The sequence below is a fragment of the Acidovorax sp. KPB24-07 genome, from assembly GCF_057543315.1.
Map to the genome: position 1 here is coordinate 1 of NZ_BAAJYS010000030.1, position 26526 is coordinate 26526.

Sequence of the window (26526 nt, forward strand, 5' to 3'; positions counted from 1 at the left end):
CCCCCGGTGCCCACCGGCACGGCGGCCACCACGGCAGTGGTGCCGACCGGCCAGGCCGTGACGCTGCCGCCTTCCGCGCTCATGCAGCCCCAACTGGCACAGAACGTGGCCCCGGCCGTTGCGGGTTGGATCGACCAGGTGCGCGAGCTCGTGCAGCGCGCGCAGTCCCTCGCGGAAATCCGTGACGGCTTGGATGCGCTGCTGCCTGGCATGACCCTGGACCAGTACGCAGCAGCCATGGCCGAGGCCCTGAGCGCGGCCCAGCTCGCAGGCCGCTACGAGGTGCTGCAGGAGGCCGCCAATGCCAACCCCTGACCTCGGCCGATTTAAGCCCGGTCGGCGAGCCGCCGCCCCCGTCGCTCATCCTCGCGCGCCGACAGGCGCTGTAAACGCCCATAAACGGGTTTGCCGGGGGTCCGGTGGCTGATGCAGCCTACGGCAGTCTGCCGTTCCGCGAACAAGCGGAATTCTTCCGCCGCAAAATCAACCTGCCCACCGATGGCTGGACGGACCTCTACAACGGCGAACACGACTGGTCCTTCGTGGTGGCAGGGGCGAACCGGGATGCAATCGTGGCCGACTTCCGCGCCGCGGTGGAGCGGGCCATCGCGGGCCAGTCCACGCTGGAGGACTTCCGCAAGGACTTCGACCGCATCGTGGCCACGCACGGTTGGGACTACAACGGCGGGCGCAACTGGCGCAGCCGCGTGATCTACGACACCAACCTGTCCACCAGCTACGCGGCCGGGCGCTGGCAGCAGCTGCAGGCGGCCCCGTACTGGCAGTACGAGCACCAGGACTGGGTGGAACACCCACGGCCTATCCATGTGAGTTGGAACGGTATCGTCCTGGAGAAGGGCGATCCTGCCTGGGAGGTCATGTTTCCGCCCAACGGCTGGGGATGCCATTGCAAGGTGCGCGGGCTGTGGCTGCGCGACTTGGTGCGCCTGGGCAAGTCCGGCCCCGACCAGGCGCCCACCTTCAAATTCGTTGATCGCACCATCGGCCAGCGCAGCCTCAACGGCCCGCGCACGGTGCGAGTGCCCGAGGGCATTGATCCCGGCTTCGAGTACGCGCCAGGCAGCGCGCGGTTGCGCAGCGCGATCCCCCCCGAGCGGCCCGGCCCGCTGGTGCCAGACAGTGCAGGCGGGCCCGGCGTGCCCAACCGCGGCCCGGTCGATCCCCTGCCACCGCCTCGGCTGCTGCCGGCCTCCGAGCTGCTGCCCGCGGGCCTGGATGCACCCGCGTCCGTGGATGCCTTCCTCGGCGCCCTGGGCGTGGAGCCCAGCGCCCCGGCCATCGTGCGCGACGTGATCGGCGAGCGCGTCGTGGTGGGCCGCGACATGTTCCTGGACGGCCAGGGTGCCCTGGAGGCCAACGGGCGCGGCTTGCCTTTGCTGGCCCGCGCGCTGCTGGACCCCGACGAGATCTGGACGCGCGTGGAATGGCTCCCTGCGCAGGAGCGCGCGGTGGTGCGGCGCCGGTACGTTGCGCGGTTCCTGGTAGAGGGCGAGCCCGCGCCATCCCTGGCCGTGTTCGAGGTCGGCGCGGACGGCTGGAGCGGGATCACCGTCCTGCAGGACGCCGCGCAGGCCGCGGACGATTGGCGCATCGGCGCGCTGCTGTACCGGCGCGAAGCGCTCTGACGAAAGGCGGGAGAGACATGGCAGGCACCCAGATCACGATGACGGTGGAAGACCGGCTGGCCCGCGCAATGCTCGCGCGCCAGGCGCAGCCCTCCACCGGCCCGCTCGCCCCGCGGCTGGGCGAATACCTGCAGTCGTCCACGCAGGCGCGCTTCAAGACGCAGACGGCCCCGGACGGCACGCCCTGGGCGCCGTTGAAACCCCGTTACGCCCGCCGCAAGAAGTACCACCAGGACAAGGTGCTGACCCTGCGCGGCTACCTGCGCAGCGGCATCCACTACCAGGTGGTGGATGACAACACCGTGGCGGTCGGCACCAATGCCCAATACGGCGCGATCCACCAGTTTGGCGGCGAGATCGACCAACCCGAGCGGGCCGCCACCGTCCGCTATCGCAGCGTGGCGGGCAAGGTGCTGTTTGCAGGCAAGAAGCACAAGACCGCCACCGAGCGGGCCGTGACGATCCCGGCCCACAAGGTCAAGATGCCGGCGCGGCCCTACCTGGGCATCAGTGCGGCGGACGATGCGGAGATTCGGGAGATCGTCAGGGAGTGGGTGGTGGAGCGTGGGCGATAGTCTGCTCCTGGAACCTCTTGATACCAGTGTCGAGGCAGATGCCCACGGTGCGCACAATGAACTCAAAGTCGCCGTGATTGGGGCCAACATAGAGAACCGGCCCGAGATCAGGAAGGTCCGTAAAGAACCTCTCAGTGCTTGCCATCGTGGCGTGAGCGCCGATGAACCCTAACCCTCGATAACCGGCTTCATAGAGCCATCCGAGATCGGCCACTGTAGCTGCCTCAAAGGCAGACCACTTCTCACTCTTCTCTCCAACCTGAAGTGAAAAAAGATCTGCCAACAGCTCGGGACTGGCATCAGGGACGGGCTTGGATCGCATTCCCTCCACCTGCTTTCGATGCTCTTCTTGCTGCGTCTTCTGGACCAACTCCCACTTCTTCGGATGTCGCCAAAGCGCTGCCGCATAAAGAAGGCATTCCACAGCCGTACGCAGCACGGCAATCGAAGATCCTGGCATCCCTTGGTCTGCAAGAATCACTGCGCCCTGGCACGCCTCAATGCTGCGAGCCCAAAAAGCTGTACCAGTCCACCAGCCGTGTATGTCACTTTCGCTGAACTTCGACTGCAGCTTAATCGAGTCATGCAAGGTATCCAGCGCAGCGCTCACTAAGGCTCGTATTTCCTGAAAGACTGGCGATAGTTCAGGCTTTAAGGACGCCTTGGCAAGGCCCGCGTCTTTCGAGAGAAACCCATAGTTTCTAAAGCTGTCGTCTTTTTCCATTGTGTACCCTCCCCGTTTTAAGACGCCTCATTTTCACCTTTGAGGTAGCGCTCTGAAATAGTAGCCGCGTCCACAAGACGCCACGCCCGCCGCCGCCGACCATGGCGGCATGCCTTCCCCGAACACCCAACGTAGCGCCGTAGCCATCGCCGCCTGCACCTTCGCCGTGCAGGCGGCGGCGGGCGATGGGCTGCTGCGCCGGGTCCAGTACTTCCCCGCGGGCGAATTTCGTTCGGGCGACGTGCGCCCCGAGGACGTACCCGCCTGGCGCATCGACGCGGCCAGTGCCGCAGCCGTCATCCAGCGGTTCAACGCCCGGCAGAAGCCGCTCGTCGTCGATTACGAGCACCAGACCCTCCACAAGGAAAAGAACGGCCAGCCCGCTCCGGCTGCTGGCTGGCCGCGCTCGCTGGAATGGGTCGAGGGCGAAGGCCTGTTCGGCATTGTCGAGATGACGGCGCGCGCTGCTGCAGCCATTGACGGGAAGGAGTACCTCTACTTCAGCCCCGTCTTTTCCTACTCGAAGACCGACGGCACCGTGCTCGAAGTGCTGATGGGTGCGCTCACCAATGACCCCGGCATTGCCGGCATGTCCCCGCTTTCCCTCGTCGCGGCCGCCACGGCTGCTTTCCTGCCCTCTGATCCGGAGACCCCCGTGAACCCATTGCTCAAGGCCTTGCTGGCCGCCCTCGGCCTGCCCGAGAACACCACCGAGGCGGCCGCTACGGCCGCTCTAACGGCCCTCGGCCCGCTGCAGCCACTGCAGGCCCGCGCCAGCGTGGCCACCGCCGCTTGCACGGCCCTGAGCCTGCCAGCAGATGCCACGGCCGATGCAGTCACTGCGGCATGTACCGGCCTGCGCACGGCCAGCGCGGCGGCAGCGCCTGACCCCGCCAAGTACGTGCCGATCGCTGTCGTGACCGAGCTGCAGACCAACCTGGCCGCGCTCACGGCCCGCCAGGCGCAAGCCGATATCGACGACGCCATTGCGCCCGCGCTGGCCGATGGCCGCCTGCTGCCCGCGCAGGAAGCGTGGGCGCGCGAACTGGGCAAATCCAACCTGGCCGCCCTCACGAGCTACCTGGGCACCGCGCAGCCCATTGCGGCCTTGACCTCCACCCAGACCGGTGGCCTGCCACCCGCAGGCACCGCCAAGGGCGATGCGCAACTGTCCAAGGACGAGCTGGCCATCTGCACCGCGATGGGCCTGACGCCCGAGCAGTACAAGGCCGGCGCCGCCGCAGCCGCCGCCTGATCCGGGCCCCACCCCTTACCACTTCGGGAATCACCATGGCAGCACTCACCCAAGACCGCAACACCCAGCGCCGCGACGGGACCCTCATCGAGCCGCCCGTCGCAGCCAACACGCGCATCTTCACCGGCGCGCTCGTCGCGATCAACGCGGCCGGCCTGGCCGTCCCCGGCAGCACCTCCGCCACGCTCAAGGGTGCGGGCTCGGCACTGACCTTCGCCGACAACACCCTCGGCACGGCCGGCGCGATCCGCGTGCGGGTGGACAAGCGGCCCGCGCGCTTTGCCAACAGCGCCGCCGCCGACGCCATCACCCTCGCCGACCTCGGCGGGGACTGCTTCATCGTGGACGACCAGACGGTCGCCAAGACCAATGGCGGCAACACCCGCAGCCGCGCCGGCAAGGTGTTCGACGTGGACGCCGATGGCGTCTGGATCGACTTCCGCTGATCGCAACCCTGTTTCAACCGGAGCCATCCAGACCATGCAGATCAATCACAGCAACCTCGCGATCCTGAACCAGGCGTTCAGCGGCGCCTTCCGCGGCGCGTTGACCTCGGCCACGCCCATGTGGGACCAGGTCGCCACGATGGTGCCCAGCACCACCGCAGAAAACAAATACGCCTGGCTGGGCCAGATCACGCGCTTTCGTGAGTGGATCGGCGAGCGCCAGATCCAGAACCTGGCCCAGCACGACTACGCCATCAAGAACAAGACGTTCGAGAACACCGTGGGCGTGCAGCGCGAGGAAATCGAAGACGACCAGTACGGCATCTACACGCCCGTGATCCAGCAGCTCGGCCAGGACGCGGCGCAGCACCCCGACGAGATGGTGTTCAGCCTGCTCAATGCCGGCTTCTCCACGCAGTGCTACGACGGGCAGTACTTCTTCGACACCGACCACCCGGTGGGCGCGCCAGGCGCGCAGGTCAGCGTCAGCAACTTCCAGGGCGGCACGGGCACGCCGTGGTACCTGCTGGACACCTCCAAGGTCATCAAGCCCATCCTGTACCAAAAGCGCCGCGACTACGCCTTCACCTCCAAGACCAACCTGACCGACGACAACGTGTTCAGTCGCAAGGAATTCATCTGGGGCGCCGATGGCCGCGGCAACGCGGGCCTGGGCCTGTGGCAGTTGGCATACGCCAGCCGGGAACCGCTGGACATGCAGTCCTATGCCGATGCGCGCGCCTCACACCAATCGCAAAAGGGTGACAACGGCAAGCCGCTGGTCATCCAGAGCAAGGTGCTGCTGGTGCCGCCCAACCTCGAACAAGCGGCCCTGCAGGTCGTCCAGGCCGAGCGCCTGGCCAATGGCGCCACCAACGTCATGCGCAACCTGTCCACCGTGGTCGTTTGCCCCTGGCTGACGGCCTGACCCCCGGCGACTGACTTTCCCCCCAATCGGAGCATCACATGGCAACCAAGCCGACCACCACCCGCCGCGGAGCGCAGCGCGCCGCGCCCCTCGTCACCAAGCCCGAAAGCGCGGCCGGCAAGGGCCTGGCCGTCACTCCCAAAGTCGCCGGCTTCCGCCGCGCCGGCTACGCCTTCCCGGACGGCGAGACGGTCATTCCCCTGGATGACCTGGATGACCGCCAGTACGCGCAACTCACCACCGAGCCGATGCTGGTCACGTACCTCAAGGACCTCGAAGCCTCGCCCGGCGCCGACCTGGCCACCTGACAACCACCCGCGAAGCGAAAGGGCGCAAGCCCTCACCGCCAACCTCTCAGCCGGGGCTGGATAACGGGACATCTGTGGACAAAAGCCCCGGCAATCGACTTTCACCCATGCCTTACATCACCACCGCAGAATTGGCCGAACGCCCGGGCGCCCGCGAGATCGCGATGGTCGCCAGCACGCAGACGCACCCGGTGCGCGACGAAACGCTGATGGACGCCACGCTGCGCGGCACCGACCGCAGCGCCTGGACGGCCGAGCAGATCGCCGCGGCCGATGCGGCCCTCAAGCGTGTCCAGGACGCAGTGGCCGAGGCGGGCGCGTTGATCGACGGCTACCTGGTGCAGCGCGGCTACGCGCTGCCGCTGCAATTGCCGCCCACCAGCACCGGCAAGAGCGTGCTGACTTCCTGGGCCCGCGCCATCACCCGTTACCTGCTCAACCAGAACCGGGTGACCGACGAGTCCAAAGACCCCATCGCCCGCGACTACCGCGAGGCGCTGAAGATGCTCGGCATCTTGGCCCAAGGCAAGTTCAGCTTGGGCGCGGCCGACCCCGAAGCCACGTCCAACACCGCCAGCACCGACGTGCGCTTCGATGGCGATGCCCCCGTGTTCGGCCGCCAGCAGCTGCGGCACTTCCGCTAGGCCGGCCATGCAAGTGCAGCACTTCGTCACCCGCCTGCAGGAGCGGCTCCAGTCCCTGCAGCTGCGCGAGATCGACTCGGCCGCGGGCCTGGATGCCGCCATGCGCAGCAACCTGGCCGCGCCCGCCGCCTACGTCATCCCACTGTCCGAGCGCGGAACCGAGCTGCCGACCACCGGCCCCCTCGACCAGCTCGAACGGCGGGTCATCGGCGTGCTGTACGTCATCGACACCCGCGCACCCAGCGGCGGCGCTGGCCTCACGGACTTGGCTTCGCTGCGGGCGGCCACCAAGCAGGCGCTGATCGGCTGGGTCCCGGACGACACCACCGGCGAGCCCGTCGTCTTCCTGGGCGGCGAGTTGGTCCAGATGGAAGGCGATGGCCGTCTGGTCTGGAGCGATGAATTCCTCGAAACCGGCTACTACAGGAGCAACCCATGAGCAAAGCCAATGCCAAAGACCCAACCCCTTCGGGCCCTACCGCCGACAGCGGCACGCCATCGACCGCGCCGGCCCCGGCCACCAGCGGAGATGCCGGCAACAGCCTGGCCGTGGTTCAGCCCACGCCGGCCGGCGCCAGCCCCGAGGCGCCGCCGCCCGCGCCGGGCCCCGATGACTTCCACGGCCATGGCGGCTTCTACACCGTGATCGCGGGTCAGCGCCAGCTCGTGGAGCGCACCCAGACCACGCCACCCCCTGAAACCCAAAAGGAGCCGCAGCCATGAGCGATCCCAAATTCATGCGAAAGCTGGCCATCCTCGTGGCCGTCGAGCAAATCGTCGGCACCTTCGTGGTGCCCGTCGCTGCCAATGCCATCGAGGTCAGCGACGTGACGCTGACACCGATCGAAGGCGACGAGGTGGAACAAGGCATCGTGCGGCCGTACTTCGGCGCCTCCGAATCCACGCTGGTGACCGAGTACCGCAAGATCGCGTTCAGCGTGGGCTTTGCCGGCGTGGCCGCCAAGGGCGACATTCCCGGATGGGCCCCGCTCATGCGGGGGTGCGCTGCGCGCGTCACCAACACGCCCGCGCCGGATGCCGACGCCAAGACGGTTTTCGATCCGGTCACCGATGGCATCGAGAGTGTCTCGATCTACGCCGTGATCGACAAGACCCTCTACAAGATGGCCGGCTCGCGGGGCAACTGCAAGGCCACGGTGGATGCAAAGCAAATCCCGAAGTGGCAGTTCGAGTTCACCGGATCGTTCGTTCCAGTGGAAGACCTTGGCGCCATGCCCGCAACGGTCTTCACGGGGTTCCAGCGACCGCTGGGCGTGAACAAGGCCAACACCACCGCCATGTTCGCAGGCATCGCCGTGGCCGCCAGCTCGTTCCAGTTCGACTTTGGCTGCCAGGTCGTCAAGCAGGACTTGATGAACGTGGACAGCACCGAGATCACCGGGCGCAACGCCACGGGCTCGATCACGTTCCGCAACACCACTGTTGCGGAAAAGAACTGGATCGAACTCGCACGCAAGGGCGAGAAGGTGCCGCTGCTCATCAAGCACGGCCAGGCGGCGACCAACACGGTGTCCCTCTCTGTTCCACGCGCCCAGGTGGGCAAGCCCACCTTCGCCGACCAGGACGGCATCCAGATGATCACGGTCCCCTTCCGCGGCATCCCCTCCAACGTCGGCAACGACGAATGGTCGATCACGACCTAAAGCCCGCGCGCCCTTCGTTTCCCTCCCTGCAATTCCGTTTCAAGAAAGTCTCAATCCATGACCATCGTGCTCGCCTCCGCCGCTTACTGGGCGCCTGCCCGCTACACCCTCGTCGGTGATGACGCCAAGCCCTGCCACGTCGATTTCCGGGTGCGCTTCAAACGCCTCAAACGCTCCGAGCGGCAGACCCTGGAAGACCAGCTGACCAAAAAGGAAATCGACGACAAGGTGTTCCTCGACCGGGTGCTGGCGGACTGGGAACTCAAGGACGTGCGGGGTCAGGCGGTGCCCTACACCGAAGCCACGCGCGCCGATCTGGTGGAGGACTGGGACGGGTTCGAGGTCGCCTTGGTGCAGGCCTTCTTCGATGCCGGGCGCAAGTCGCGGGAGGCGGCCGAGATCGAAAAAAAACTCCGCCGCGCCGTCCGCAACCACTGCCTGAGCGACGGCGCACAAGCGCCTGCAGATGAAGCGGAGGACGCCGATCTGCGGGCCCAGTGGGCACGACTCGGCGTGGACCCCGAGAAGGCCAGGCAGGCCAACGCAGAGGGCGGCGTGGCCCCCGAGTCGGACGAGGTGGTCGAACTCTCGCCGCGGGAGTGGCGGGCCTGGGAAGTGTTCGGCGCCGTGCGGACCAACTGGCGGATCGTCGCCACCTGGGGCGCAGTGCACTACGAGGGCATCGACTACGGATCGCTGCAGGCCGCCATGCAGATGCTGGGCACGCCGCAGAAGCGCCGCGCCGAGGTGTTTTGGATGGTGCGGGTGATGGAAGACGAAGCCCGCAAGTGGCTCAACAAGCGGTAACCAGGAAAGAAGACGGCACCCATGGCACAAAACGAATTCGCGGTATCGGTGGAACTGCGCGCGAATGCGCAGCAGTACACCGCCGAGTTCAAGGGCGCCGGGCAGACCGCACAGGAGTTCGCAGCGCAGGTCGCGTCGAGCTCGACCACCGCCGCCACCGCGGTGCAGTCGGCGGCCAAGGAGGCCGGCACCCTCGGCCAGGTCACCTCGGCAGCGGCCGGCCAGGCGGCGCAAGCGCTGCAGGCCACCGTGCCCTCTGCGCAGGCCGTGGGCACCGCCCTGCAGAGCGTGGGGGACAAAGCCACCTCTGCCCTGGGCCAGGCCGCGCAGGCTGGCAAGGTGGCCCAGGCGTCCGTGGCCCAGGTGGGGGCCGCATCCACCAGCACGGGCGCCGCGGTGCAAGCCGCCGCCGCACAGGTCGGCACGCTGGGCCAGGCCGCGCAGACAGCATCCAACCAGACCGCCGCCGCGCTCAAGTCCACCATTCCGGCGGCGCAGTCCCTCGGTTCGGCCATGCAAAACGTGGGCGCGGCCACGGGCATGGCCGAGGCCAAGACCCAGCAGCTGGGCATGTCCGCACGCGCCACCGCGGCGGCCCTGCGCGGCGTGCCGGCGCAGATCACGGATATCGTGGTCTCCCTGCAGGGCGGCATGTCGCCGATCACTGTCTTGATGCAGCAGGGCGGGCAGCTGCGCGACATGTTCGGCGGCATCGTGCCGGCCGCCCGGGCACTGGGCTCGGTGGTGCTGAGCATGGTCAACCCGTTCACCCTCACGGCGGGCGCGGTCGCCGTGCTGACCTTCGCGTACCTGAGCGGCAAGGGAGAGGCGGACGGCTACACGCGCTCGATCGCGTTGTCCGGCAACGCGGCCGGCACCACCGCCGCGCAGATGCAGCAGGCCGCCAAGGCCGTTTCCGATTCCGTGGGCACCCAGCGGGAAGCCTCCCGCGTGATCGCCGAACTGGGCGAGTCGGGCAAGGTGGCCGGCTCGGACCTGCAGCGCTTCGCAGAAACCACGATCCGCATGGAGCGCGACGTGGGCGTGGCCGTGAAAGACACCGTGAAGGCGTTCGTCGAGCTCGGCGAAAAGCCCGTGGAGGCGTCCCTCAAGCTCAACGAGCGCCACAATTACCTGACCAAGGCGGTCTACGACCAGATCAAGGCCCTGCAGGAGCAAGGCCGGGTGACCGAAGCGGCGGCGGTCGCGCAGCAGGCCTACGACCAGGCCATGGCCCGTGTGGCCGACACCATGCAGGGCCGGCTGGGCTATCTGGAACGCGCCTGGCGCGGCCTGGGCGACTCGGCCAAGTGGGCGTGGGACAAGATGCTCGGCATCGGCCGCGACGACACGATGCTGTCCCAGCTGGAGAGCAAGCGCGCGGACCTGGCCGACCGCATGCAGCGCGGCCCGTTGAACGAGGGCGTGCGCGCCAACTGGGAGAAGGGCAACGCGCGCTTGCGCGAGGAAATCGGCCTCCTGCAGGAGCAGGAGCGCATGCAAAAGCGCGGGGCCGAAGCCGAGGCCCAGCGCGCCGCGAACGAGCGGCTGTACTTCGAATGGGACAAGCAGGGCGACGCTTTCCGCAGCAAGGCGGCCAAGCGGGACGAGGAGATTCGCAAGGCCGAGGCGGAGGGGCAGCAGTTGCTTACCGCGGGCCTCATCACCGAGGCCGGCCTGCGCGAGCGGCTGGCGGCCATCCGGGAAAAGTACAAGGACCCGAAGGCCACGGGCGGGATTTCGGCGACCGATGGACAGGTGGCCGCGCTCAATGCGCAGCTGGACGCGGCACGGGCCTATTACCAGCAGCTGGTGACCAACGGCGCCCAGGCCGACGAGCTCAATGCCGGCGAGCGGGAATCCCTGCGCCTGGCCGAGCAGATCAAGCTGGCGACCGATGCCAAGACCATCGCCAAGCTCAAGGAGATGCAGGCGACGGCGGATGCGCTGGCAGTTCAGTTGCGCACCAACGATGGATTGAAAACGTCCATCGCCACGCATGAGAAGCAGATCGACGCCAACTACAAGGACGCGCAGTCCTTGAAAGATCGCACCCTGCAGCAGGAAGCCGCGAACGCCGTTTTCGGCAAGGGCCGCACTGCTGTCGAGGCGATGACGCTGGCGACCCTGAAGCACCAGCTCGCCGAAGCGGACTCATCTGACAGCTTCGACCCGAAGTACGTTGCCAGCCTGCGCGAGAAGATCACCTGGCAGAAGAGATGGGTTGAATCGTTGAACGACGCCGACTACAAGGCGTTCAGTGCAAGAGGCGACGAGTTAATTCGGTCTTCCAGAGATCTCGCCACGGCCTATGCCGATGAGCTAAGGCTTTCGGGCATGTCGGCACTGGAGCGCGAGAAGATCGTGGCCCAGAGGCAGGTTGAACTCAAGTACGCCAAGGAGCTGGCCGACATAGAAAAGTCGAGCTTGAGCGACGATCAAAAGGCCGTTTTGCGCCGAAAGGTTGAGCAGGCTCAGCGCATTGAGAGCGAGGCCGCCGTCGCGAAAGTCATCCAGGCCGATTGGGCGAAAGGTTCGGACGAGATCAATCGAAGCCTCACCGATGCCCTGATGCGTGGCGCGGAGGCGGGCAAGGGGTTCTTCCGGAACCTGCGCGACACCGTCAAGAACATGTTCGATACGCTGGTGCTGCGCCCCGTGATCAGCGCGATCATGCAGCCGGTCTCGCTGGTCATCAACGGCATCGTGGGCGGTGCGCTGAACAGCTTGGGCTTGGGCCCGGGCTCGGGCGGTAGTGCCGGGGGATTGCTGAGCAATGCCGGCTCGCTCGTGTCGTTGGGCTCCGGCGCCACCCAGTTGATGGCCGGCTACCAGGGCGCTTCCCTCGCTGCAGGCCTGGCAGGCCCCACGACGGCCGGTGCGGGCGGAATGATGGGCGTCGGCAACATGCTGGCCTCGGTGCCTGGCTGGGGCTGGGCGCTGGCGGGCATCGCGGCCCTGGCCGGCCTGGCCAGCTCTTTTAAAGGCGAGACGCGGACCGGGGGCCAGTTCGGTGTGGCGTTCGATGGCTCCGTCACCAACAACCGCCGCGGCCAGTCGTACACGTACGTCGGGCAGCAGTACGACCGTGACTTCTCCGGGGGGCAGCGCATCGGGCTGACGGACGGCGAGGCCTACCGCCTGGAGGGCGATAAGGTCAACGACGAGGACACGATCCGCCAGGCCATCTCCGGTACCGCCAAGGGCATCAATGAGATGCTCAAGGGCATCGGCAGCGCCGTGCGCCTCACGGACTTCTTCGGCGGTTTCGAGACCAGCACCAAGGAACGGGGCGGCAACTATGTGGGCGGCAAGCTCAGCAATGGCGCCAGTTTTGGCGAGAGCGGCCAGGGCGACAACTACGCGGGCACCCTCTACGAGGTGTTTTCAACGCGCAGCCCGGACTACAAGACCGCCGTCGAAAACTTCTCTCTCGACCTCAAACAGTCTGCGATCCAAGCGCTCCAAAAGGTCACCGACGGGCCCGAGGTGATTCAGGAGATGGTCGCCGGCAAGAACGCCGAGGCCATGACGTCCGAGGCCGTGGACCAGTTGCTCACGGCGATCAACACGCAGATCGCGGGGGTGAATGCGTTCAGGGATGCCGTGAACGCCATGGGCCTCACCTCCCTGGCCGACATGAGCTTCGATGCGGCTTCGGGCATCGCGGAACTGAGCGGTGGCTTCGAGCAGCTGCAGGGCCGCTTGTCGAGCTACTACGCCAACTACTTCTCCGAGGAAGAGCGCCGCGCCAACGCCCAGCGGATGATGGCCGAGCAGCTCGCCACGCTGGACCTCAAACTGCCGGACATCAACGCCGACGATGCCCGCGCGCAGTTGCGCGCCATGATCGAAGCGCAGGACGAGAACACCGAGGCCGGCCGCAAGGCCATTGCCATGCTCCTGGCGCTGGAGGGCACGTTCACCAGCGTCACCGTGTCCGGCGAAGAGGTGGCGCGCCGCAATGCCGAGCGCCAGGCGCAGATCGCGGACAAGGGCCGCGACCTGGAGCAGCGCCTCTTGATCGCGCAGGGCAAGGACCGCGAGGCGCTGGACCTGCGAAGGCTGCAGGAATACTACGCGCTCCTCAACCTCAATCCCGCGCTCGCGGCGATGGTGATCGAGATCTACAAGGCCGAAGACGCCGCGGAAGCCGCGCGCAAGGCCGAGGAAGAACGCCGCCAGGCCGAGGAAGCCCGCGCCGCAGCCACCGACAAGGCCTATGCGGTGTTGGAGAAGTCCATCAGCGCGGCGCAAGAGGCCGTGCAAGCCGAGATCGAGTTGCGCGAGGCCCGGGTGGCATCAGCCAAGGAACTGGTGGAGCTCGCCCGCAACCAGGCGCGCGAACTGCGCGGCCAGGTCGCGGCCACCGCCGCCATGCAGGCCGCCGAGGGCAATTTGGCGATCGACCAGGCCATGGCTGCACTGCGCTCGGGCCAGCGGGTCAACGAGGGCGGCAAGCTGGCCGAGGCGATCACCGCGGCGCGGGGCGGCATCACGGAACGCGCCTTCACGAACCGCCTGGACTACGAGGCGGCCCAGCTCATGCTGGCCAACAAGCTGGACACCATGGGCGACCTCGGCCAGGCGCAGCTATCGACCGAGGAACTGCTGCTCAATGCCAGCAAGGCCGAGGCCGATCGCCTGGACCAGTTGCTCAAGTCCAACAAGGACGCCCTGGACATTGCGCGCGGGCAGTATGTCGGCATCCTGGACACCGCCACGGCCGTGCGCAACTTCCACGCGGCCCTGGTCACCGAAAAGCCCGGCGCTACCGTGCCCAGCAGCGGATCGAACTCCGGAGGGGCAGTCTTCGGGGGCACGAGCGGCAACAGTGGCGGTGGCACCACTCCTGCGGCGCAGGCCCGGTACTTCGATCTCATGTACCTGGCCACCGCCGGCGTGGGGCGTTCTCCGATCACGGACAAGACGCTAATCGCCCGCCTCGACTCCCTGGCCCCGACCTACCACTCGTTCGACGGAACCGAGGACCTGGCAGGCCTGATGGCGGCAATGGAAGCCAAGGGGGCCACCCTGCGCGACATGTCCCGTCTGAGCGGCTACTGGGAGGCCGACTGGGCCAAGGTGCAGGCGCTGGTGGGCTCCAACCTGCCCGCATTCGAGGTGGGCATCAACCGCGTGCCCTACGACATGCCGGCTCGCATCCACAAGGACGAGTTGGTCCTGCCGGCGCGGTTCAACCCGTTCAATCCAGGCGCTTCCACGCCCTGGGGCACCGGCAGCAACGCGGACGTGGTGGCGGCGATCGCATCGCTGCAGAGCCAGAGCTATGCACTGCAGCGCGAAATGCTGTCGTCCATCAAGAGCGTGGACAGCACCGTGCGCAAGCTCGATGCCATCGGCATCAAGCAGCGGACCACAGAGACGACAGGAGTCACGGCATGAGCGAGACGCCGAAGGGGTACACGCGCGGAATGGGGTTCATCGCCCCGATCGCTTTCACCCCGGCAAACATGGTCATCAACGTGGCGGCCAGCACCTTGCCAGTCTGGGCTGCAGCCACCAGCTACGCCAGCGGCGTGCAGGTCATCGATGGCGCCAGCCGCATCATCTACCGCAGCCTCAAGGACAACAACGTCGGCAACGCGCCGGCATTGAGCGGCACCACCAGCGCGGGCGCCTGGCAGGCCATCGGCGTGGAAGAGCGCCTGCGCATGTTCGACGCATCGCTGGGCTCGTACACCGAGCGCGCCGACCTGATCGAGGTGCAGCTCAAGCCCGGCCGGGTCATCACCGACATTGCGCTTTTCGGGGTGCGGGCCACGTCCGTCCAGGTGGTAATGATCGACGCCAATGACGGCCAGGTCTTCGACTCGGAGGACGTCTCCATGCTGCGCCCCTCGGGCAATTCGCACTGGGGGTACTTCTTCAACCCGATCGAGCGTGACGAGCGGCTGCTGATTTCCGGGCTTCCTGCCTATACACAGGCCACGACCATCGTTCGCATCAAGTCACCCGGCGCGATCGCGCGCTGCGGCGAGATCGTGGCAGGCCGTGCCGTGTGGCTGGGCAACACGTACTGGCGGCCTTCGATCGGCTTCGACGAGTTCGGCGAGAAAAAGCGCGATGCCTGGGGCGGCTGGATGGTCACCGATGGCGCCTATTCCGATTGGATGAAGCTGCAGGTGCTGGTGCAGGGCACCCAGTACGAGCGCACCCGCGCTCAGGTCGTGGCGTTCCGCAAGCGCCCGATCGTCTGGATCGGAGCGCGTGGCGTCACTGCCCTGATGACATACGGATACCTCATGGGGTTCGAGCAAGTGCTGGTCACCCACGGCATCTCGGACTGCAACCTGACGATCAATGGACTGGAGATCACCACATGATTTTGACCCCGCCCCCGGGCGATCCTGCTGTCGCTGCAGATATCCCCTCGCGTCGCAACGACGGGCAGGAGGTTTTTGACCTCAAGAGCGACAACTACATGGCGTGGCTGGCAGGCTTTCGAAACTGGCTGGCCTCGTTCCGCGCCTGGACAGTGACGGCCCGCGATGAGGTCAACCAGTTGCGCGCCGCCACCGATGCCGTGGCCCAGGACGCAGCAGCCGCCAGCGCGAGTGCCATGGCGACGGCGGGCTTCAAGGGCGCCTGGGCGAACCTGGCCGGCCCGCTGGCGCCGCCTGCCAGCGTCTTGCACGACCAGCAAATCTGGCTGCTGAAAGTACCCGTTGCCGATGTGCAGGCTCACGTGCCGAGCGTGTCCGCTAACTGGCTCCCGCTTGACCAGGCCGGCGCGCAGCCAGCCCTGCGCAACCGGCTCATCAACGGCAATTGCGCGCAAGCGCAACGCGGGAGCAGCTTCGTCGGCGCCACCATTGCCACGGGGACCTACGCGGTGGACAGGCTGGCGTTCACAGGCTCGTCCACCACCGCGGTCGTCACGCTGGAGCAAGGCATCGACGGCCCGGAGGCCGGGCTGCGCCGCAATGCCCGTGTGACGGTCACGACGGCCGACGCTGCCATGACCGCGGCCAAGTCGGCAGGGCTGCAACAGGTGATCGAGGGCTACAACATCGCCGACTTGTTCGGCGTGACGTTCACGGTCACGTTCATAGTGCGCTCTGCGAAAGCCGGCGTGCACTCCCTGGCCTTGTTCAATGCCAGCTTCGATCGTTCCTTCGTTGGCGAGTACACGGTCAACGCGCCGAACACGTGGGAATCCAAAGCCATCACGGTCTTCGGCGGCTTGCCCACCACGGGAGGCTGGAACACGTCCAACGGGGCTGGGCTGTACGTTCGCTGGGGCCTTGGCGTGGGTGCGACCTATCAGACCCAGGCGGGCGCCTGGCGCGAGGCGCTATACCTGGGTTCGCCGAACCAGGTCAACTGCCTCGACACCGTAGGGAATGTCTTCGCGATCACCGGCTTTGAGCTCAAGCGCGGCTCGTTTGCCAGCCGCTTCGAACACCGGCCTCACTCCCTGGAACTCGACCTGTGCAAGCGCTACTACGAGCAGTTCAACAACGCCAACGGCTACACGTATGCGACGGGCATGGTGCCGAACAACAACCAGGTGTGGGTGCCGCTCAACTACCCTGAAAAGCGCGCAGCGCCCACCCTCACGTTTCCCGGCGACGTGGACAAATTCCAGTTTCAACTGGGGGGCGGCACGGCTTCCTGCACCGCCCGGCCGTTCGTCAGCTCGGCCGGGGTCAAGTCCGCTTTCGTCATCCTCCCGAGCACCAGCGCCGGACTGGCAAGCGATAGCAAGGCCTGCCTTGCGCTGCTGTCGGGCAATGCGCGCATCGAAATTTCTGCGGAGCTGTGACCATGGCCGCCTACCAACTCACCGACACGGCCATCGTGATCCGCACGGACGATGGGGCCTGCATTCCTCCAGACCCGGAAAACCGCGATTACGTGGCCTACCTGGCTTGGTGTGACGAGGGCAACGAACCCGCACCCTACGAGCCGCCCGTACCCGTTGTGCGGGTGCCCGAGGAAGTCTCGATGGGCCAGGCCCGCCTGGCGCTCTACGAGCACAACAAGCTGGCCGCCGTGGAGGCCCTGCTGAACGCCATGGACGAGCCAGCGCGGACGAGGGCGCGGATCGAATGGGATTACCGCCCCACGGTGCGCCGGGACAGCCCCCTGGTCGCTCAGCTGGGCGCGGCCCTCAATCTGGACCTGGATGACCTCTTCATCCATGCCGCCACGCTGTGACCGAGGCGAGGTGAGGCAACACTAAAAGACGGGCGACCCCTGCCGGTGCGTCAACACCGGCAAGAGCCCCAACCTGCAGATCAAGCCTGCAAGCCGACAAGGCCCGCCACTCCGCGCGGAGTGCGGCGAGTCTATCGGATGTTTCAACCGTAGAAACTGGCTTGCAATGAATGAAATCCGGTGCGGCGCGTGCCGCCGCAAACTCGGCGAAGGCGAATACACCGTCCTCGCCATCAAGTGCCCCCGCTGCGGGGCCATGAATCACCTGAGGGCCGCGAGCCCCCCATCCGAGCGCCAGGGAGCGCCAAACGACGAAAGCGTTATGCATGTCGCAAGGCACCTTGGCTGCACCCAGCAGCCGCACACCGGCCACCACGGCCCCATCGCCCCTCGTGGGCAGTCTGTTTGCAGGGATAGGAGGGTTTGATCTTGGATTCGAACAAGCGGGATACACCACGGCCTGGCAGGTCGAAATCGAGCCGCACCTGCGCGAGGTGCTCGCGCTGCGGTTCCCTCACGCCCGGCAGTTCGCCGACGTGCGCGAGGTCGGCGCCCACAACCTCAGCCCCGTCGACGTGCTCATCGGCGGATTCCCGTGCCAGGACGTGTCCAGCATGGGCGCACGCGCCGGCCTCGCCGGCAACCGCACCGGCCTGTTCTGGGAGGTCTGCCGCATCGTCGAGGAAATACGGCCCCAGTGGGTGGTCCTTGAAAACGTCGTTGGCCTGCTCACTAGCAACGGTGGGCAAGACTTTGGCGTCGTCCTCCGGGCCCTTGCCGACCGGGGGTATGTGGGATGCTGGCGGGTGCTTGATGCTCAGTATTTCGGAGTCGCCCAGCGTCGCCGCCGGATTTTCCTGGTCGCTGGTCTTGGACGACAACCCCCCGCTGGGCTGCTTTCTGACGCCGCGCCAGTGGACGCAATACCTGGCACGCTTGGGCCGCAGCAAGAGTCACGGCCAGCGGATGGATGGCCTGCCAATTGTCTCCTGGCCAAAAATGCAGCCAGTCTCATCGGTATCGGTTGCGAGAATCTCGTCTGTCACCGAGGCGGACGGAGTGCGATGGTTGAGCGGGCCGGAGTGTCTGAAACTACAGGGCTTCCCTTCGGACTGGATGCGACCGATCACCGCGAGGTTCGGGCGGCCGGAAACGCGGTCTGTGTTCCTGTGGCCCGATGGATCGCAGAGCACCTGATGGTGGCGTTTTAGTTTTCCTCTACGCAAAAAAGCTTGCAATACACCCCTAGGGGTGTATTATTCAAGCCATGCCAGCAACCAGCTGGCGCCGACGCCTCAGGTACAACGCAGGCAGGAGATCAAAAATGTCCAAGTCCATCGCCACTATCGTTCCCGGCCCCTTCGCCGTGGTTTCTTCTGGCAACTGTACCAACAGCTACATGCTCGACGGTGACGACATCCAAGCCCGCGCTGACGCTGCAATGGACAGCTACTGGGCAACTACGTCGCAGGTGATTCATCGCGACATCGCTGGATTTGGCATCCAAGTAGAGGGCAGTCCGTACATTGCGGAGGTGTACACGACTCAAGAGGCCGCCGAGCGTGCCCTGGCCAGCAATCAGGCGGCTTGACATGCTGACCACCTCTCTGGCGCGCAACGCGATTGAGGTGGCTCGCCGCCAAGCGCGTGAGCGCCTGGCGTCTATGCCCCCCGAGCAACTCCAAAAAGACACACACGGCGTCATGCAGGCCGTGTTATCCATGCCGGCCGAGGCCTTTGTTGCTGATGTGGTGGCCTTGCTGCGCCGCAGCGCCGGCATGGCCCCTCGAAGCGCAGCCGTCCATGTGCTGGATGCCCGCATCAAGGCCATGCGTGCGGCTGCGGCGGATCGTGCCCGCTTGGCAGTTGCGGAGGCGGTGGCCCGGCGCTTGGACGATGCGGCTCGCGCCGTTGCCGAGGGCCACAGCGTCCAGGACTGGACGGCGCAGGAGCCCTATGTGCATGCCGCTGGCGCAAGGCTGGGCCTGGTCCATAGCGGCCGCAGCATCGCAGTGGCCACCATCGACGGTCAACCCGTGCACACGTACTCAGCGGCGCCTGAGCGGGCGGCCCTGCAGGGCTTGCAGGATCAGGTCGCCCAGGCTTATCGCGCGGCTGCTGTGGCCCATTGCGCGGCCTTTCGCGTGGAGCGAGTGACGCATGTAGGCACTGATGGCCTGGCGATCACCGACCGCCGTGGTCGCGCTGCCGTGGCCTACGTTGAGGCCGGCCACGTGCGTGTGGTCGAGGTCGATGGCCTGCCCGTGGATTCCGACGGTGCGCCAGCGCGCGCCATCGCCGAGCAAATACGACTGTGATGCACATACACCACCTCACATTGACCACCGGCGACTCGGTGCACAGCCGACGCGACCAGATTGCCGATGCGACCATCGCTGCCTGTGCTGCCTGGACAGACAAGGCCCTGGCCAGCGGCAAGCCGGAGCCGTTGTTTGCCCCGGTTGCTGACTACGCTGCGCAGGCATTGCGTGCCGAGGGTGCCCTCGTCGTGACGGTGTTTGGTCGAGCCCCCCAGGTGGGCAAGCGCGTGCCGCTGGTCACCTTTGGCGTGGCCCAGCGCTCCAGGCAAGCGGAGAGGCTGTGGCGCCTCATGATGCAGGGTGTTTACTCGCCGGTGCCCCACCTTGCCCGCCCCCCAGTGCCTTGGTGCGCGGCGGGCGTGTACGCCAGCGCGGCATCTGACATGGAGGCGCTCAGCTGGATCGGGCAGTTTGAGCAGGCCGTCGCGTGGGCCTGGATCACACGATCACCCGTTTTGGAGTCCGTACGATGACCGCTGAAGCCTTTGAGGCACTGACCAAGCTGCTGCGCATCACTGCCCCTGCGTCAAAGGAGGCTGCGCGCTTGGTGCTGGTGGATGGGATGGCGCCGGGCGCTGCGGCAAAGCAGACGGGTTTGACTCCCGCGGGAGTCAGCAACGTGCTCTCGTCTGCCCGTAAGGGCGCTGAGTTGGCCAAGCTTGTTGTGGCCGGGCTGTAGCACCACTCAACGTAATTTCATTTCAGCCGGTGCAATTGTCCAAGCGCTCATTTATCGCGGTGCAGAGCCTTTAGTTTTCGCGGCGCGCTTCAGCGGTGACTTCATAATTGATAACGCTTCTCATTCTTCTAACCGCTTTCCGCCGCCCGGCGGTCCTCTCCCGGCCCTTCACGGCCTGGCCACGGACCCCGGCCCACCGGCCGCAAAGCCCGCTCCTGAACACCATGCACCGACACGCCTGCCGCGCAGAACCCCGATTCGCCCCCACCCCGCTCGCCCGCCTTGTCCGCCATTGCGTCGGCGCAGGGCTTCTGATCGCCGCCACCGGCGCCGGCGCGCAGACCGCCGCCCGGACGGCGCTCGACGAAGTGGTCGTCTCCGACCAGGCCGAGGCCATCGGCGGCCTGCAAAAGACCTATTCGGGCGGCCAGTTCGCGCGCGGCGGCAACCTCGGCATCCTGGGCAACACCGACCTGATGAACGTGCCGTTCAGCACCACCAACTACACCTCGGAGCTGATCGACAACCAGCAGGCACGGACCGTGGCGGACGTGGTGATGAACGACGCCTCGGTGCGCACGCTCACCTCGCGCGGCGGCTTCGGCGACGACTTCCAGGTGCGGGGCTTCACCCTGTCCAACAGCGACATCAGCATGAACGGGCTGTTCGGCTTGGCGCCGTCCACCAGCATCCCGCTGGAGACCATCGAGCGCGTCGAAGTGCTCAAGGGCCCCGGCGCGCTGACCAATGGCGTGGGCCCGAGCGGCAGCGTCGGCGGCAGCATCAACGTGGTGACCAAGCGCGCGGCGGACGTGCCGCTCACGCGGCTGACCACCACCTACATGGGCAAGGCGCAGTTCGGCACCCACCTGGACGTGGGCCGCCGTTTCGGCGAAGACAACCAGTGGGGCGTGCGCGTGAACGGCCTGGTGCGCGGCGGCGAGGGCAACATCGACGGCGGCAAGCAGAACCTGGGCCTGGGCTCGGTCGGCCTGGACTACGCCGGCGCCCGCACGCGCTGGTCGCTGGACGCCTTCGCCACGCGCGGCGAAACCAAGGAATTCCGGCCCCAGATCAACTTCGCCGGCACGGCCACCTCGGTGCCGGCCGTGCCCGACGCGCGGCTCAACTTCTACCCCGGCACGAAGCTGCAGGACAACGTGAAGACGGTCATGTCGCGCCTGGAGCACGACCTGAACGACCGCACCACCGTCTACGGCAGCCTGGGCTACATGGACATGGACTACGAGCAGACCTTCCCCAGCGGCCGGCCCGACGCGCTGGGCAACTTCCGCGTGTCGAACGCCTATTACGACCAGTACACGAAGTCCAAGGCCGCCGACGTCGGCCTGCGCACGCGCTTCAAGACCGGCAGCGTCGGCCACACGCTGGCGCTGGGCGCGAACTACCTCAACCAGGAAACGGGCTACTTCTACGCCACCTCGGCCACGACCAACGCCTCCAACCTGTACAACCCCTCGCCCCTGCCCGCCATGACCGTGGCGCGCGGCGCACCCGGCAAAAGCTCGGTCACCGACCAGTCGAGCCTGGCCCTGGCCGACACCATGGCCTTCCTCGACGACCGCCTGCTGGTGACCCTGGGCCTGCGCCACCAGACCATGGAGCAGGAAAACTTCACGCCCACCACCGGCGTCTCCACCAGCCGCTACGACAAGAGCGCCGTGACGCCCCTGGCGGGCGTGGTGTTCAAGCCCGCGAGGAACATCTCGGTCTATGCCAACTACACCGCAGGCCTCACCCGCGGTGCCACCGCCGGGGTCACCACCGCCAACGCCGGCGAGACCTTCGCTCCGCAAAAATCCAAGCAGCACGAAGTGGGCGTGAAAGTGGACTGGGGCCAGCTCACCACGCAGGCCGCCATCTACCAGATCAAGAAGCCCGGCGCGGTCACCGACCCGGTCACCAATGTGTACAGCTTCGGCGGCGAGCAGCGCAACCGCGGCCTGGAGCTGACGGCCTACGGCGAAGTCCAGCGCGGCCTGCGCCTGATGGCCAGCGCCGCCTTCAACGACGCCAAGCTCACGCGCACCGCAGGCGGCCTGAACCAGGGCAACAACGCCGCCGGCGTGCCGGACCGCACCTTCAACCTGGGCCTGGACTGGGACACCCCCTGGGTGCAGGGCCTGAGCCTGAACGGCCGCGTCATCCACACCTCGCCGGTCTATGCCGACGCCGCCAACCGCCTGCGCGTGGGCAACTGGACGCGCCTGGACATCGGCGCCCGCTACGCCACCAAGGTCTCCGGCAAGCCCGTGGTGCTGCGCGCCAGCCTGGAAAACGCGTTTGACAAGAACTACTGGGTGGTCAGCAACTACGTGACCGTGGGTGCGCCACGCACGCTGATGCTGTCGGCGGCTGTGGATTTCTGACGCTAGGTTGCCTGGCAGGAAATCAGAGGCCCGAACAACGCCGCCGGCGTTGCCGTGTCAGCCTCATGGTGCAGAGGACGCTAAACCTCGATGCGCGCCGGTGGGGTGCAGAATCTGCTCCAGCTTTTCGCGGATCGCTTCCGCTTTGCTTCCACTGCGGTTGATGGTTTCGCAATTCCCCAGCGCCGTTTCTTTGGACGGACTCGTGGAGCGGGCGTAGCGCAGGGACTCGCAGTCGCACCGCAACCGGGCTTTCAAGACCTTTGTCCGCTGAATCCGAACTTCGGCCACCCAGCATGCGTCGGCGCAGCCGCAGGAGCGGTAGTTGAGCACTTCGCCGCGGTAGGGCCAGTCCAAGCGGTAGATACCTGCTCCTCCAGCGTGCGCCATCGCAGCGGTGGAGACAAAACAAAGCACCAAAGTGCTGCGCAGGACACGCCGTGCGGAGACGGGTTTGTCAAAAGGCATCTTTGGATATGGTGAGTTCTAACGCCTTGAGGTTTTCAATCCCAAATGTTTTTCGTAAATCTCGACGGTCTTTGTCATCCCCTCGACTGTCCAGGCCAAAGCATCGTCGGGACCGTTTGGATTGCGTCCGCTGGAAAACACGATGATTGGACGTTGCGGGCTGTTGACGGGCGGCAGTCCATAGCTCATCAATACCCAGTCGCCCGCAAGCCGCGTCGTGCGACCGTTGGCATCGGGGAACGGGTGAATGCTGACAAGGCGCTGCACTGTCGCAGCAGACAATTCAGCGGGACTCATTCTGCCTTGAGCCACCTGAGCAGACGCCTGTTCAAACCATTCATCAAACTGAGCCATCTCCGCACCCACTTCTCGCTCGTCCACTACAGCAGCTGCAGAGCCCCCCTGGGGAAAACCAGTCGGTTGCCGACGAAACTCCCCAAAGCGAGCGCCAAGTTTTTCATAAGCATCGGGGTCATTGAAAGGATCGGTGTCCTTGCCCAGCATCGCATTCAGGCGCTTCAGATGGTCGGTATCCAACGGCTGGTGCTGGCCGATCCATTCTTTGATTTGATGATTGGCGGCCTTCCAATTGCGCCCTGCCAGTGGTGTTGATTGCGCGGTATTGGAGAGACCGGCCCTGCCCTGGTCCACTTCCAAGCGGGCGGCCTCTGCCTTCTGTGCCACTCTAGCGCCGCCGGTTTCGATCAGCTTCTGGATCGTTCCCCAGTGCTTTTGCACGTGCTTGAGTTTGGCGTCTTGCTCTTTGCGCACAGGCGGACTGATGGGTTGGTTTAAAACCAAGTCCATCAGGCGGATCTGCGTGCCTCGCGTGCCGACATGCACCTTTTTGAAGTTCAGGCCTGGTGGAAGCTGCTGCATGGCCGCGTTGTCCGCTAAGTTCAGCGACTTCAGCTTTGGGAGGGCACCAATACCAGAAGGAATGCTCGAGAGCGAGCAACCTTTCAATTCCAGATGTTCAATATTGGGGCTCTCGCCTAATTTCTCCGGTAAATGGCTGAGCCTCGGATTATTAGAGAGATCGATTTGCCGGATTTTTGGACCCATCCCGCCTTCCGGCAAGACCACCAAATTACAACGGGTTGCCTCGATCACCTCGAATTTTTTCAAATCCGCCATCGATGCAGGGAGTTCGGTCAATTGGCCGTTATTTTTAATCTCCAGCATGACCAACTCCCCCGCCTGACCGATATTTTCCGGCAACTCATGCAGGTCACAATCGTTTGCCTGGATGCGGGCCAATGCGGGGGCGTAAGCCAGATCGGGCGGCAAATTTTTGAGTGAAGGGTTGCCATTCACAATGAGGTTTCCCAAATGTGGCAGCAAGAAAAGCCCATCCGGAAGACTGCTCAGATGTTTCCCTTCCAAGTCTAGAACGAAGGACTCCTCCTCGTGGGCTTTGAGAATTTTGGTTTTTACCGACTGGGGACCTGACCAATTCGTCAAAAAATCTTGGAGCATTTCCCTTTGCTCGCTCTTGCTCTGCGGCAATACTGGCCTGATTTCCGCCCTGCCCGATCGACCCCTTATCGAGGGAGACATCATCAGGGTAGACCCCGGCTCGGATGCGACCCGCTCGGCAATTTCCGTCATCCTTCGCCGATCCAGCGCAGGTCCACGGGGCTGAAACGCAAATGCCTTTCTTGGAGCAGACGAACTGGAACTCGATGAGTTGCCCTCGACGCGTGGAGGCAAATCAGATGGGCGATGGAGCGCAGCCCGATGCCTGAGAGGCGGGCGTTGGGTACTCGGCCTTTCCCCTGATGCAGTCGGGTTACCACGACGTGATGATGAATCAATGGGCGATGACTTCATTAGGGGACTCCATAGCAATTCGTTAAATCATCTTAAAAAATGCAAAGGAAACCCAATGATCGAGCACGAAGCAATGGCAAAAATAACGAATTACTCTCGCTTGACGAATTGGCAGCACATCTCCTTGTTGAAAGTCGAGCATCTTTTCCTGCAATTGACCATCGATGCACGAAATACCGATCGGCTCCATCAACGCCGAGCGCTATCATCATCAAAGCACCCCCAACGCGAACGCTTCTGATCCCGGTACGCATGCAGAGCGCCGGCCGGGGGGCATTCACCCGCGGGCCGGGTGGCCGCGCGATACTCCTGCCCTGATTCCAAGGAAAACACATGCAGGGAAACCCACAGGTCATCGATTATTTCAAGGACCTGCTGCGCGGCGAACTGGCCGCGCGCGATCAATACTTCATCCATTCGCGCCTCTACGAAGACCAGGGCTTCGTGAAGCTCTACACGCGGATCGACCATGAGATGCAGGAAGAGACCCAGCACGCAGACGCGCTGCTGCGGCGCATTCTCTTCCTGGGCGGCATGCCCGACATGCGCCCGAAGGAATTCACCCCCGGCACCACGGTGCCCGAGATGCTGCGCAAGGACCTGGCCACCGAATACGAAGTGCGCGCCGCGCTGCAGCAAGGCATGGCCCTGTGCGAAAGCGTGCGGGACTACGTGAGCCGCGACCTGCTGCTCGCCCAGTTGCGCGACACCGAGGAAGACCACGCCTACTGGCTGGAAAAGCAGATCGGCCTGATCGACAAGGTCGGCCTGCAGAACTACCTGCAAACACAATCGGCCTCCGCGGACTGATCCTGCGCCCGGCCAAGGCGCGCACGCCAGGGCGGTGTGCGCGCTTTTCTTTTTTCCAAGCCGTTCAAGCCCCACGCCGGCGTTTTCATTGCCCCGACAGCTATCTATTTGATAGCAAACCATCCCTGATCGACCGATCCGCACCCTCGCCCGGCGCCACACCCTGGAGCGCCTGCACGAAGGCCACGAAGCGCAGCAGGGCCGGCCCGGCCGCGGGGGCGTTCCACACCAGCCGGGTTTCGCACTCAGGCAGCAAAGGCCCCGGCCGGCGCAGCGGCGTGGCCACGCGGCGGTAGACCACGCCGGTGCGCTGGAACTGCATCACGCTCTGCGGCACGAAGGCCAGCCCCAGGCCGGCCGCCACCAGGTTGACGATGGTCTGCATCTGGATGGCTTCCTGCGCCACCTGCGGTGAATGCCCGGCCGCGTGGTAGAGCGCGAAGATCGCGTCGTACACCGACGGCAGGATGCGGCGCGGAAAGATCACCAGCGGCTCGGCCAGCACGGCAGCCAGCGGCGGGGCTTTCGCCTGCACCGCCAGCGGGTGCGCCGCCGGCAGCGCCAGCACCAGCGGCTCGCGCGCCACGCGCAGGCCGGCCAGGCCCGGCGGGGCGAACTGCGGCGAATGCAGCAGCAGGCCGGCATCGATCTCTCCGCGCTCCAGCAACTGCAGCTGCACGTCGCCCGTCGCCTCGACCAGTTCCAGCGACACCTGCGGGCAGGCGCTGCGAAAGGCGCGCACCCAGGCGGGCAACTGCTCGAAGCCCACGGTGGACACGAAGGCCAGCCGGATGCGCCCGACCTCGCCCTGCGCCGCGGCCCGGGCGCGCGCCGGCAGGGCCTG

The 26526-nt window shown here is 65.7% G+C and carries 28 protein-coding genes and 1 pseudogene; 25 read left to right on the plus strand and 4 right to left on the minus strand.

Going from position 1 to position 26526, the window contains the following annotated elements; translation table 11 throughout:
• From AC27IQ_RS06190 to AC27IQ_RS06200, 3 genes and pseudogenes are all read left to right on the plus strand, one after another.
• Nucleotides 1-315, plus strand: a pseudogene (locus AC27IQ_RS06190) (DUF935 domain-containing protein); the annotation flags it as partial.
• A gap of 104 nt (nucleotides 316-419) precedes the next feature.
• Nucleotides 420-1646: a PBECR2 nuclease fold domain-containing protein gene (locus tag AC27IQ_RS06195; protein ID WP_487088880.1), complete on the plus strand. Its 1227-nt coding sequence runs from the start codon at nucleotides 420-422 to the stop codon at nucleotides 1644-1646.
• 17 nt (nucleotides 1647-1663) lie between these two features.
• Nucleotides 1664-2221, plus strand: coding sequence for a phage virion morphogenesis protein (locus tag AC27IQ_RS06200; RefSeq protein WP_487088881.1), 558 nt, complete (start codon nucleotides 1664-1666; stop codon nucleotides 2219-2221).
• Here AC27IQ_RS06200 and AC27IQ_RS06205 read toward each other — a convergent pair.
• The gene (locus AC27IQ_RS06205; RefSeq protein WP_487088882.1) at nucleotides 2190-2945 is read right to left on the minus strand and encodes a DUF5677 domain-containing protein; all 756 of its coding nucleotides are present in this window, start codon (nucleotides 2943-2945) and stop codon (nucleotides 2190-2192) included. The two genes, AC27IQ_RS06200 and AC27IQ_RS06205, sit on opposite strands and share 32 nt — an antisense overlap.
• A 109-nt stretch (nucleotides 2946-3054) precedes the next feature.
• On the opposite strand from AC27IQ_RS06205, the gene AC27IQ_RS06210 reads away from it, so the two are divergent.
• From AC27IQ_RS06210 to AC27IQ_RS06305, 20 genes are all read left to right on the plus strand, one after another.
• Nucleotides 3055-4200, plus strand: coding sequence for a phage protease (locus AC27IQ_RS06210; RefSeq protein WP_487088883.1), 1146 nt, complete (start codon nucleotides 3055-3057; stop codon nucleotides 4198-4200).
• Nucleotides 4201-4235: 35 nt separating this feature from the next.
• Entirely contained in the window at nucleotides 4236-4646 is a 411-nt protein-coding gene (locus AC27IQ_RS06215) for a hypothetical protein (protein ID WP_487088885.1), read from the plus strand.
• A gap of 34 nt (nucleotides 4647-4680) precedes the next feature.
• Nucleotides 4681-5574, plus strand: coding sequence for a Mu-like prophage major head subunit gpT family protein (locus tag AC27IQ_RS06220; RefSeq protein WP_487088887.1), 894 nt, complete (start codon nucleotides 4681-4683; stop codon nucleotides 5572-5574).
• 38 nt (nucleotides 5575-5612) lie between these two features.
• Complete coding sequence (locus AC27IQ_RS06225) at nucleotides 5613-5882, plus strand: HI1506-related protein (RefSeq protein ID WP_487088889.1); 270 nt, start codon at nucleotides 5613-5615, stop codon at nucleotides 5880-5882.
• Between the two features lie 107 nt (nucleotides 5883-5989).
• On the plus strand, nucleotides 5990-6526 hold the full coding sequence (locus AC27IQ_RS06230) for a gp436 family protein (RefSeq protein WP_487088891.1): 537 nt from the start codon (nucleotides 5990-5992) through the stop codon (nucleotides 6524-6526).
• 7 nt (nucleotides 6527-6533) lie between these two features.
• Nucleotides 6534-6965: a phage tail terminator protein gene (locus AC27IQ_RS06235; RefSeq protein ID WP_487088893.1), complete on the plus strand. Its 432-nt coding sequence runs from the start codon at nucleotides 6534-6536 to the stop codon at nucleotides 6963-6965.
• Nucleotides 6962-7249, plus strand: coding sequence for a hypothetical protein (locus AC27IQ_RS06240; RefSeq protein ID WP_487088895.1), 288 nt, complete (start codon nucleotides 6962-6964; stop codon nucleotides 7247-7249). The genes AC27IQ_RS06235 and AC27IQ_RS06240 overlap by 4 nt, the downstream gene beginning before the upstream one ends.
• Entirely contained in the window at nucleotides 7246-8190 is a 945-nt protein-coding gene (locus tag AC27IQ_RS06245) for a hypothetical protein (protein ID WP_272569224.1), read from the plus strand. Before AC27IQ_RS06240 ends, AC27IQ_RS06245 begins: the two co-directional genes overlap by 4 nt.
• 57 nt (nucleotides 8191-8247) lie before the next feature.
• Nucleotides 8248-8997 carry a DUF1799 domain-containing protein gene (locus AC27IQ_RS06250; RefSeq protein ID WP_487088897.1) on the plus strand — a complete coding sequence of 250 codons (750 nt, stop codon included), beginning with the start codon at nucleotides 8248-8250 and terminating at the stop codon, nucleotides 8995-8997.
• Between the two features lie 21 nt (nucleotides 8998-9018).
• On the plus strand, nucleotides 9019-14403 hold the full coding sequence (locus AC27IQ_RS06255; protein WP_487088899.1) for a phage tail length tape measure family protein: 5385 nt from the start codon (nucleotides 9019-9021) through the stop codon (nucleotides 14401-14403).
• Nucleotides 14400-15344, plus strand: a complete 945-nt coding sequence (locus AC27IQ_RS06260) for a hypothetical protein (protein ID WP_487088901.1) — start codon at nucleotides 14400-14402, stop codon at nucleotides 15342-15344. The genes AC27IQ_RS06255 and AC27IQ_RS06260 overlap by 4 nt, the downstream gene beginning before the upstream one ends.
• 98 nt (nucleotides 15345-15442) lie before the next feature.
• On the plus strand, nucleotides 15443-16786 hold the full coding sequence (locus tag AC27IQ_RS06265) for a hypothetical protein (protein WP_487088903.1): 1344 nt from the start codon (nucleotides 15443-15445) through the stop codon (nucleotides 16784-16786).
• A 2-nt stretch (nucleotides 16787-16788) separates the two neighbouring features.
• Nucleotides 16789-17181, plus strand: coding sequence for a hypothetical protein (locus AC27IQ_RS06270; protein ID WP_284427547.1), 393 nt, complete (start codon nucleotides 16789-16791; stop codon nucleotides 17179-17181).
• A 166-nt stretch (nucleotides 17182-17347) separates the two neighbouring features.
• Nucleotides 17348-17608 (plus strand): Com family DNA-binding transcriptional regulator, encoded by a 261-nt coding sequence (locus AC27IQ_RS06275; RefSeq protein WP_487088905.1) that lies wholly within the window; start codon nucleotides 17348-17350, stop codon nucleotides 17606-17608.
• A complete protein-coding gene (locus AC27IQ_RS06280; RefSeq protein ID WP_487088907.1) occupies nucleotides 17574-18392 on the plus strand; it encodes a DNA cytosine methyltransferase in 819 nt (272 codons plus the stop codon). Before AC27IQ_RS06275 ends, AC27IQ_RS06280 begins: the two co-directional genes overlap by 35 nt.
• Before the next feature lie 113 nt (nucleotides 18393-18505).
• Nucleotides 18506-18772: a hypothetical protein gene (locus AC27IQ_RS06285; protein ID WP_284427544.1), complete on the plus strand. Its 267-nt coding sequence runs from the start codon at nucleotides 18506-18508 to the stop codon at nucleotides 18770-18772.
• Nucleotide 18773: 1 nt separating this feature from the next.
• Entirely contained in the window at nucleotides 18774-19499 is a 726-nt protein-coding gene (locus AC27IQ_RS06290) for a hypothetical protein (protein WP_284427543.1), read from the plus strand.
• A gap of 20 nt (nucleotides 19500-19519) precedes the next feature.
• Entirely contained in the window at nucleotides 19520-19975 is a 456-nt protein-coding gene (locus tag AC27IQ_RS06295) for a hypothetical protein (RefSeq protein WP_284427542.1), read from the plus strand.
• On the plus strand, nucleotides 19972-20181 hold the full coding sequence (locus AC27IQ_RS06300) for a helix-turn-helix domain-containing protein (RefSeq protein ID WP_284427541.1): 210 nt from the start codon (nucleotides 19972-19974) through the stop codon (nucleotides 20179-20181). Before AC27IQ_RS06295 ends, AC27IQ_RS06300 begins: the two co-directional genes overlap by 4 nt.
• Before the next feature lie 224 nt (nucleotides 20182-20405).
• The gene (locus AC27IQ_RS06305) at nucleotides 20406-22571 is read left to right on the plus strand and encodes a TonB-dependent receptor (RefSeq protein WP_487088910.1); all 2166 of its coding nucleotides are present in this window, start codon (nucleotides 20406-20408) and stop codon (nucleotides 22569-22571) included.
• Between the two features lie 63 nt (nucleotides 22572-22634).
• Here the strand turns inward: AC27IQ_RS06305 and AC27IQ_RS06310 are convergent, their stop codons facing one another.
• Together AC27IQ_RS06310 and AC27IQ_RS06315 are read right to left on the minus strand one after the other, a co-directional pair.
• The gene (locus AC27IQ_RS06310; protein ID WP_487088912.1) at nucleotides 22635-23039 is read right to left on the minus strand and encodes a hypothetical protein; all 405 of its coding nucleotides are present in this window, start codon (nucleotides 23037-23039) and stop codon (nucleotides 22635-22637) included.
• Between the two features lie 18 nt (nucleotides 23040-23057).
• Entirely contained in the window at nucleotides 23058-24650 is a 1593-nt protein-coding gene (locus tag AC27IQ_RS06315) for a Fic family protein (protein ID WP_487088914.1), read from the minus strand.
• Nucleotides 24651-24927: 277 nt separating this feature from the next.
• Here AC27IQ_RS06315 and AC27IQ_RS06320 point away from each other — a divergent pair, with 277 nt between their 5' ends.
• Nucleotides 24928-25113, plus strand: coding sequence for a hypothetical protein (locus AC27IQ_RS06320; RefSeq protein ID WP_284428887.1), 186 nt, complete (start codon nucleotides 24928-24930; stop codon nucleotides 25111-25113).
• A gap of 92 nt (nucleotides 25114-25205) precedes the next feature.
• Nucleotides 25206-25682: a bacterioferritin gene (gene bfr / locus AC27IQ_RS06325; RefSeq protein ID WP_272548335.1), complete on the plus strand. Its 477-nt coding sequence runs from the start codon at nucleotides 25206-25208 to the stop codon at nucleotides 25680-25682.
• A gap of 100 nt (nucleotides 25683-25782) precedes the next feature.
• On the opposite strand, the gene AC27IQ_RS06330 is transcribed toward bfr, so the two are convergent.
• On the minus strand, nucleotides 25783-26526 hold a 744-nt coding region (locus AC27IQ_RS06330; protein ID WP_487088917.1), incomplete at its 5' end, for a LysR substrate-binding domain-containing protein.

Excerpts from the sequence above, each read along its gene's own strand:
- AC27IQ_RS06200 (WP_487088881.1), top strand. The coding sequence starts at position 1,664 with ATGGCAGGCACCCAGATCACGATGACGGTGGAAGACCGGCTGGCCCGC.
- AC27IQ_RS06205 (WP_487088882.1), bottom strand. The coding sequence starts at position 2,945 with ATGGAAAAAGACGACAGCTTTAGAAACTATGGGTTTCTCTCGAAAGAC.
- AC27IQ_RS06210 (WP_487088883.1), top strand. The coding sequence starts at position 3,055 with ATGCCTTCCCCGAACACCCAACGTAGCGCCGTAGCCATCGCCGCCTGC.
- AC27IQ_RS06215 (WP_487088885.1), top strand. The coding sequence starts at position 4,236 with ATGGCAGCACTCACCCAAGACCGCAACACCCAGCGCCGCGACGGGACC.
- AC27IQ_RS06220 (WP_487088887.1), top strand. The coding sequence starts at position 4,681 with ATGCAGATCAATCACAGCAACCTCGCGATCCTGAACCAGGCGTTCAGC.
- AC27IQ_RS06225 (WP_487088889.1), top strand. The coding sequence starts at position 5,613 with ATGGCAACCAAGCCGACCACCACCCGCCGCGGAGCGCAGCGCGCCGCG.
- AC27IQ_RS06230 (WP_487088891.1), top strand. The coding sequence starts at position 5,990 with ATGCCTTACATCACCACCGCAGAATTGGCCGAACGCCCGGGCGCCCGC.
- AC27IQ_RS06235 (WP_487088893.1), top strand. The coding sequence starts at position 6,534 with ATGCAAGTGCAGCACTTCGTCACCCGCCTGCAGGAGCGGCTCCAGTCC.
- AC27IQ_RS06240 (WP_487088895.1), top strand. The coding sequence starts at position 6,962 with ATGAGCAAAGCCAATGCCAAAGACCCAACCCCTTCGGGCCCTACCGCC.
- AC27IQ_RS06245 (WP_272569224.1), top strand. The coding sequence starts at position 7,246 with ATGAGCGATCCCAAATTCATGCGAAAGCTGGCCATCCTCGTGGCCGTC.
- AC27IQ_RS06250 (WP_487088897.1), top strand. The coding sequence starts at position 8,248 with ATGACCATCGTGCTCGCCTCCGCCGCTTACTGGGCGCCTGCCCGCTAC.
- AC27IQ_RS06255 (WP_487088899.1), top strand. The coding sequence starts at position 9,019 with ATGGCACAAAACGAATTCGCGGTATCGGTGGAACTGCGCGCGAATGCG.
- AC27IQ_RS06260 (WP_487088901.1), top strand. The coding sequence starts at position 14,400 with ATGAGCGAGACGCCGAAGGGGTACACGCGCGGAATGGGGTTCATCGCC.
- AC27IQ_RS06265 (WP_487088903.1), top strand. The coding sequence starts at position 15,443 with ATGGCGTGGCTGGCAGGCTTTCGAAACTGGCTGGCCTCGTTCCGCGCC.
- AC27IQ_RS06270 (WP_284427547.1), top strand. The coding sequence starts at position 16,789 with ATGGCCGCCTACCAACTCACCGACACGGCCATCGTGATCCGCACGGAC.
- AC27IQ_RS06275 (WP_487088905.1), top strand. The coding sequence starts at position 17,348 with ATGAATGAAATCCGGTGCGGCGCGTGCCGCCGCAAACTCGGCGAAGGC.
- AC27IQ_RS06285 (WP_284427544.1), top strand. The coding sequence starts at position 18,506 with ATGTCCAAGTCCATCGCCACTATCGTTCCCGGCCCCTTCGCCGTGGTT.
- AC27IQ_RS06290 (WP_284427543.1), top strand. The coding sequence starts at position 18,774 with ATGCTGACCACCTCTCTGGCGCGCAACGCGATTGAGGTGGCTCGCCGC.
- AC27IQ_RS06300 (WP_284427541.1), top strand. The coding sequence starts at position 19,972 with ATGACCGCTGAAGCCTTTGAGGCACTGACCAAGCTGCTGCGCATCACT.
- AC27IQ_RS06305 (WP_487088910.1), top strand. The coding sequence starts at position 20,406 with ATGCACCGACACGCCTGCCGCGCAGAACCCCGATTCGCCCCCACCCCG.
- AC27IQ_RS06310 (WP_487088912.1), bottom strand. The coding sequence starts at position 23,039 with ATGCCTTTTGACAAACCCGTCTCCGCACGGCGTGTCCTGCGCAGCACT.
- AC27IQ_RS06315 (WP_487088914.1), bottom strand. The coding sequence starts at position 24,650 with ATGACGGAAATTGCCGAGCGGGTCGCATCCGAGCCGGGGTCTACCCTG.
- AC27IQ_RS06320 (WP_284428887.1), top strand. The coding sequence starts at position 24,928 with ATGATCGAGCACGAAGCAATGGCAAAAATAACGAATTACTCTCGCTTG.
- bfr (WP_272548335.1), top strand. The coding sequence starts at position 25,206 with ATGCAGGGAAACCCACAGGTCATCGATTATTTCAAGGACCTGCTGCGC.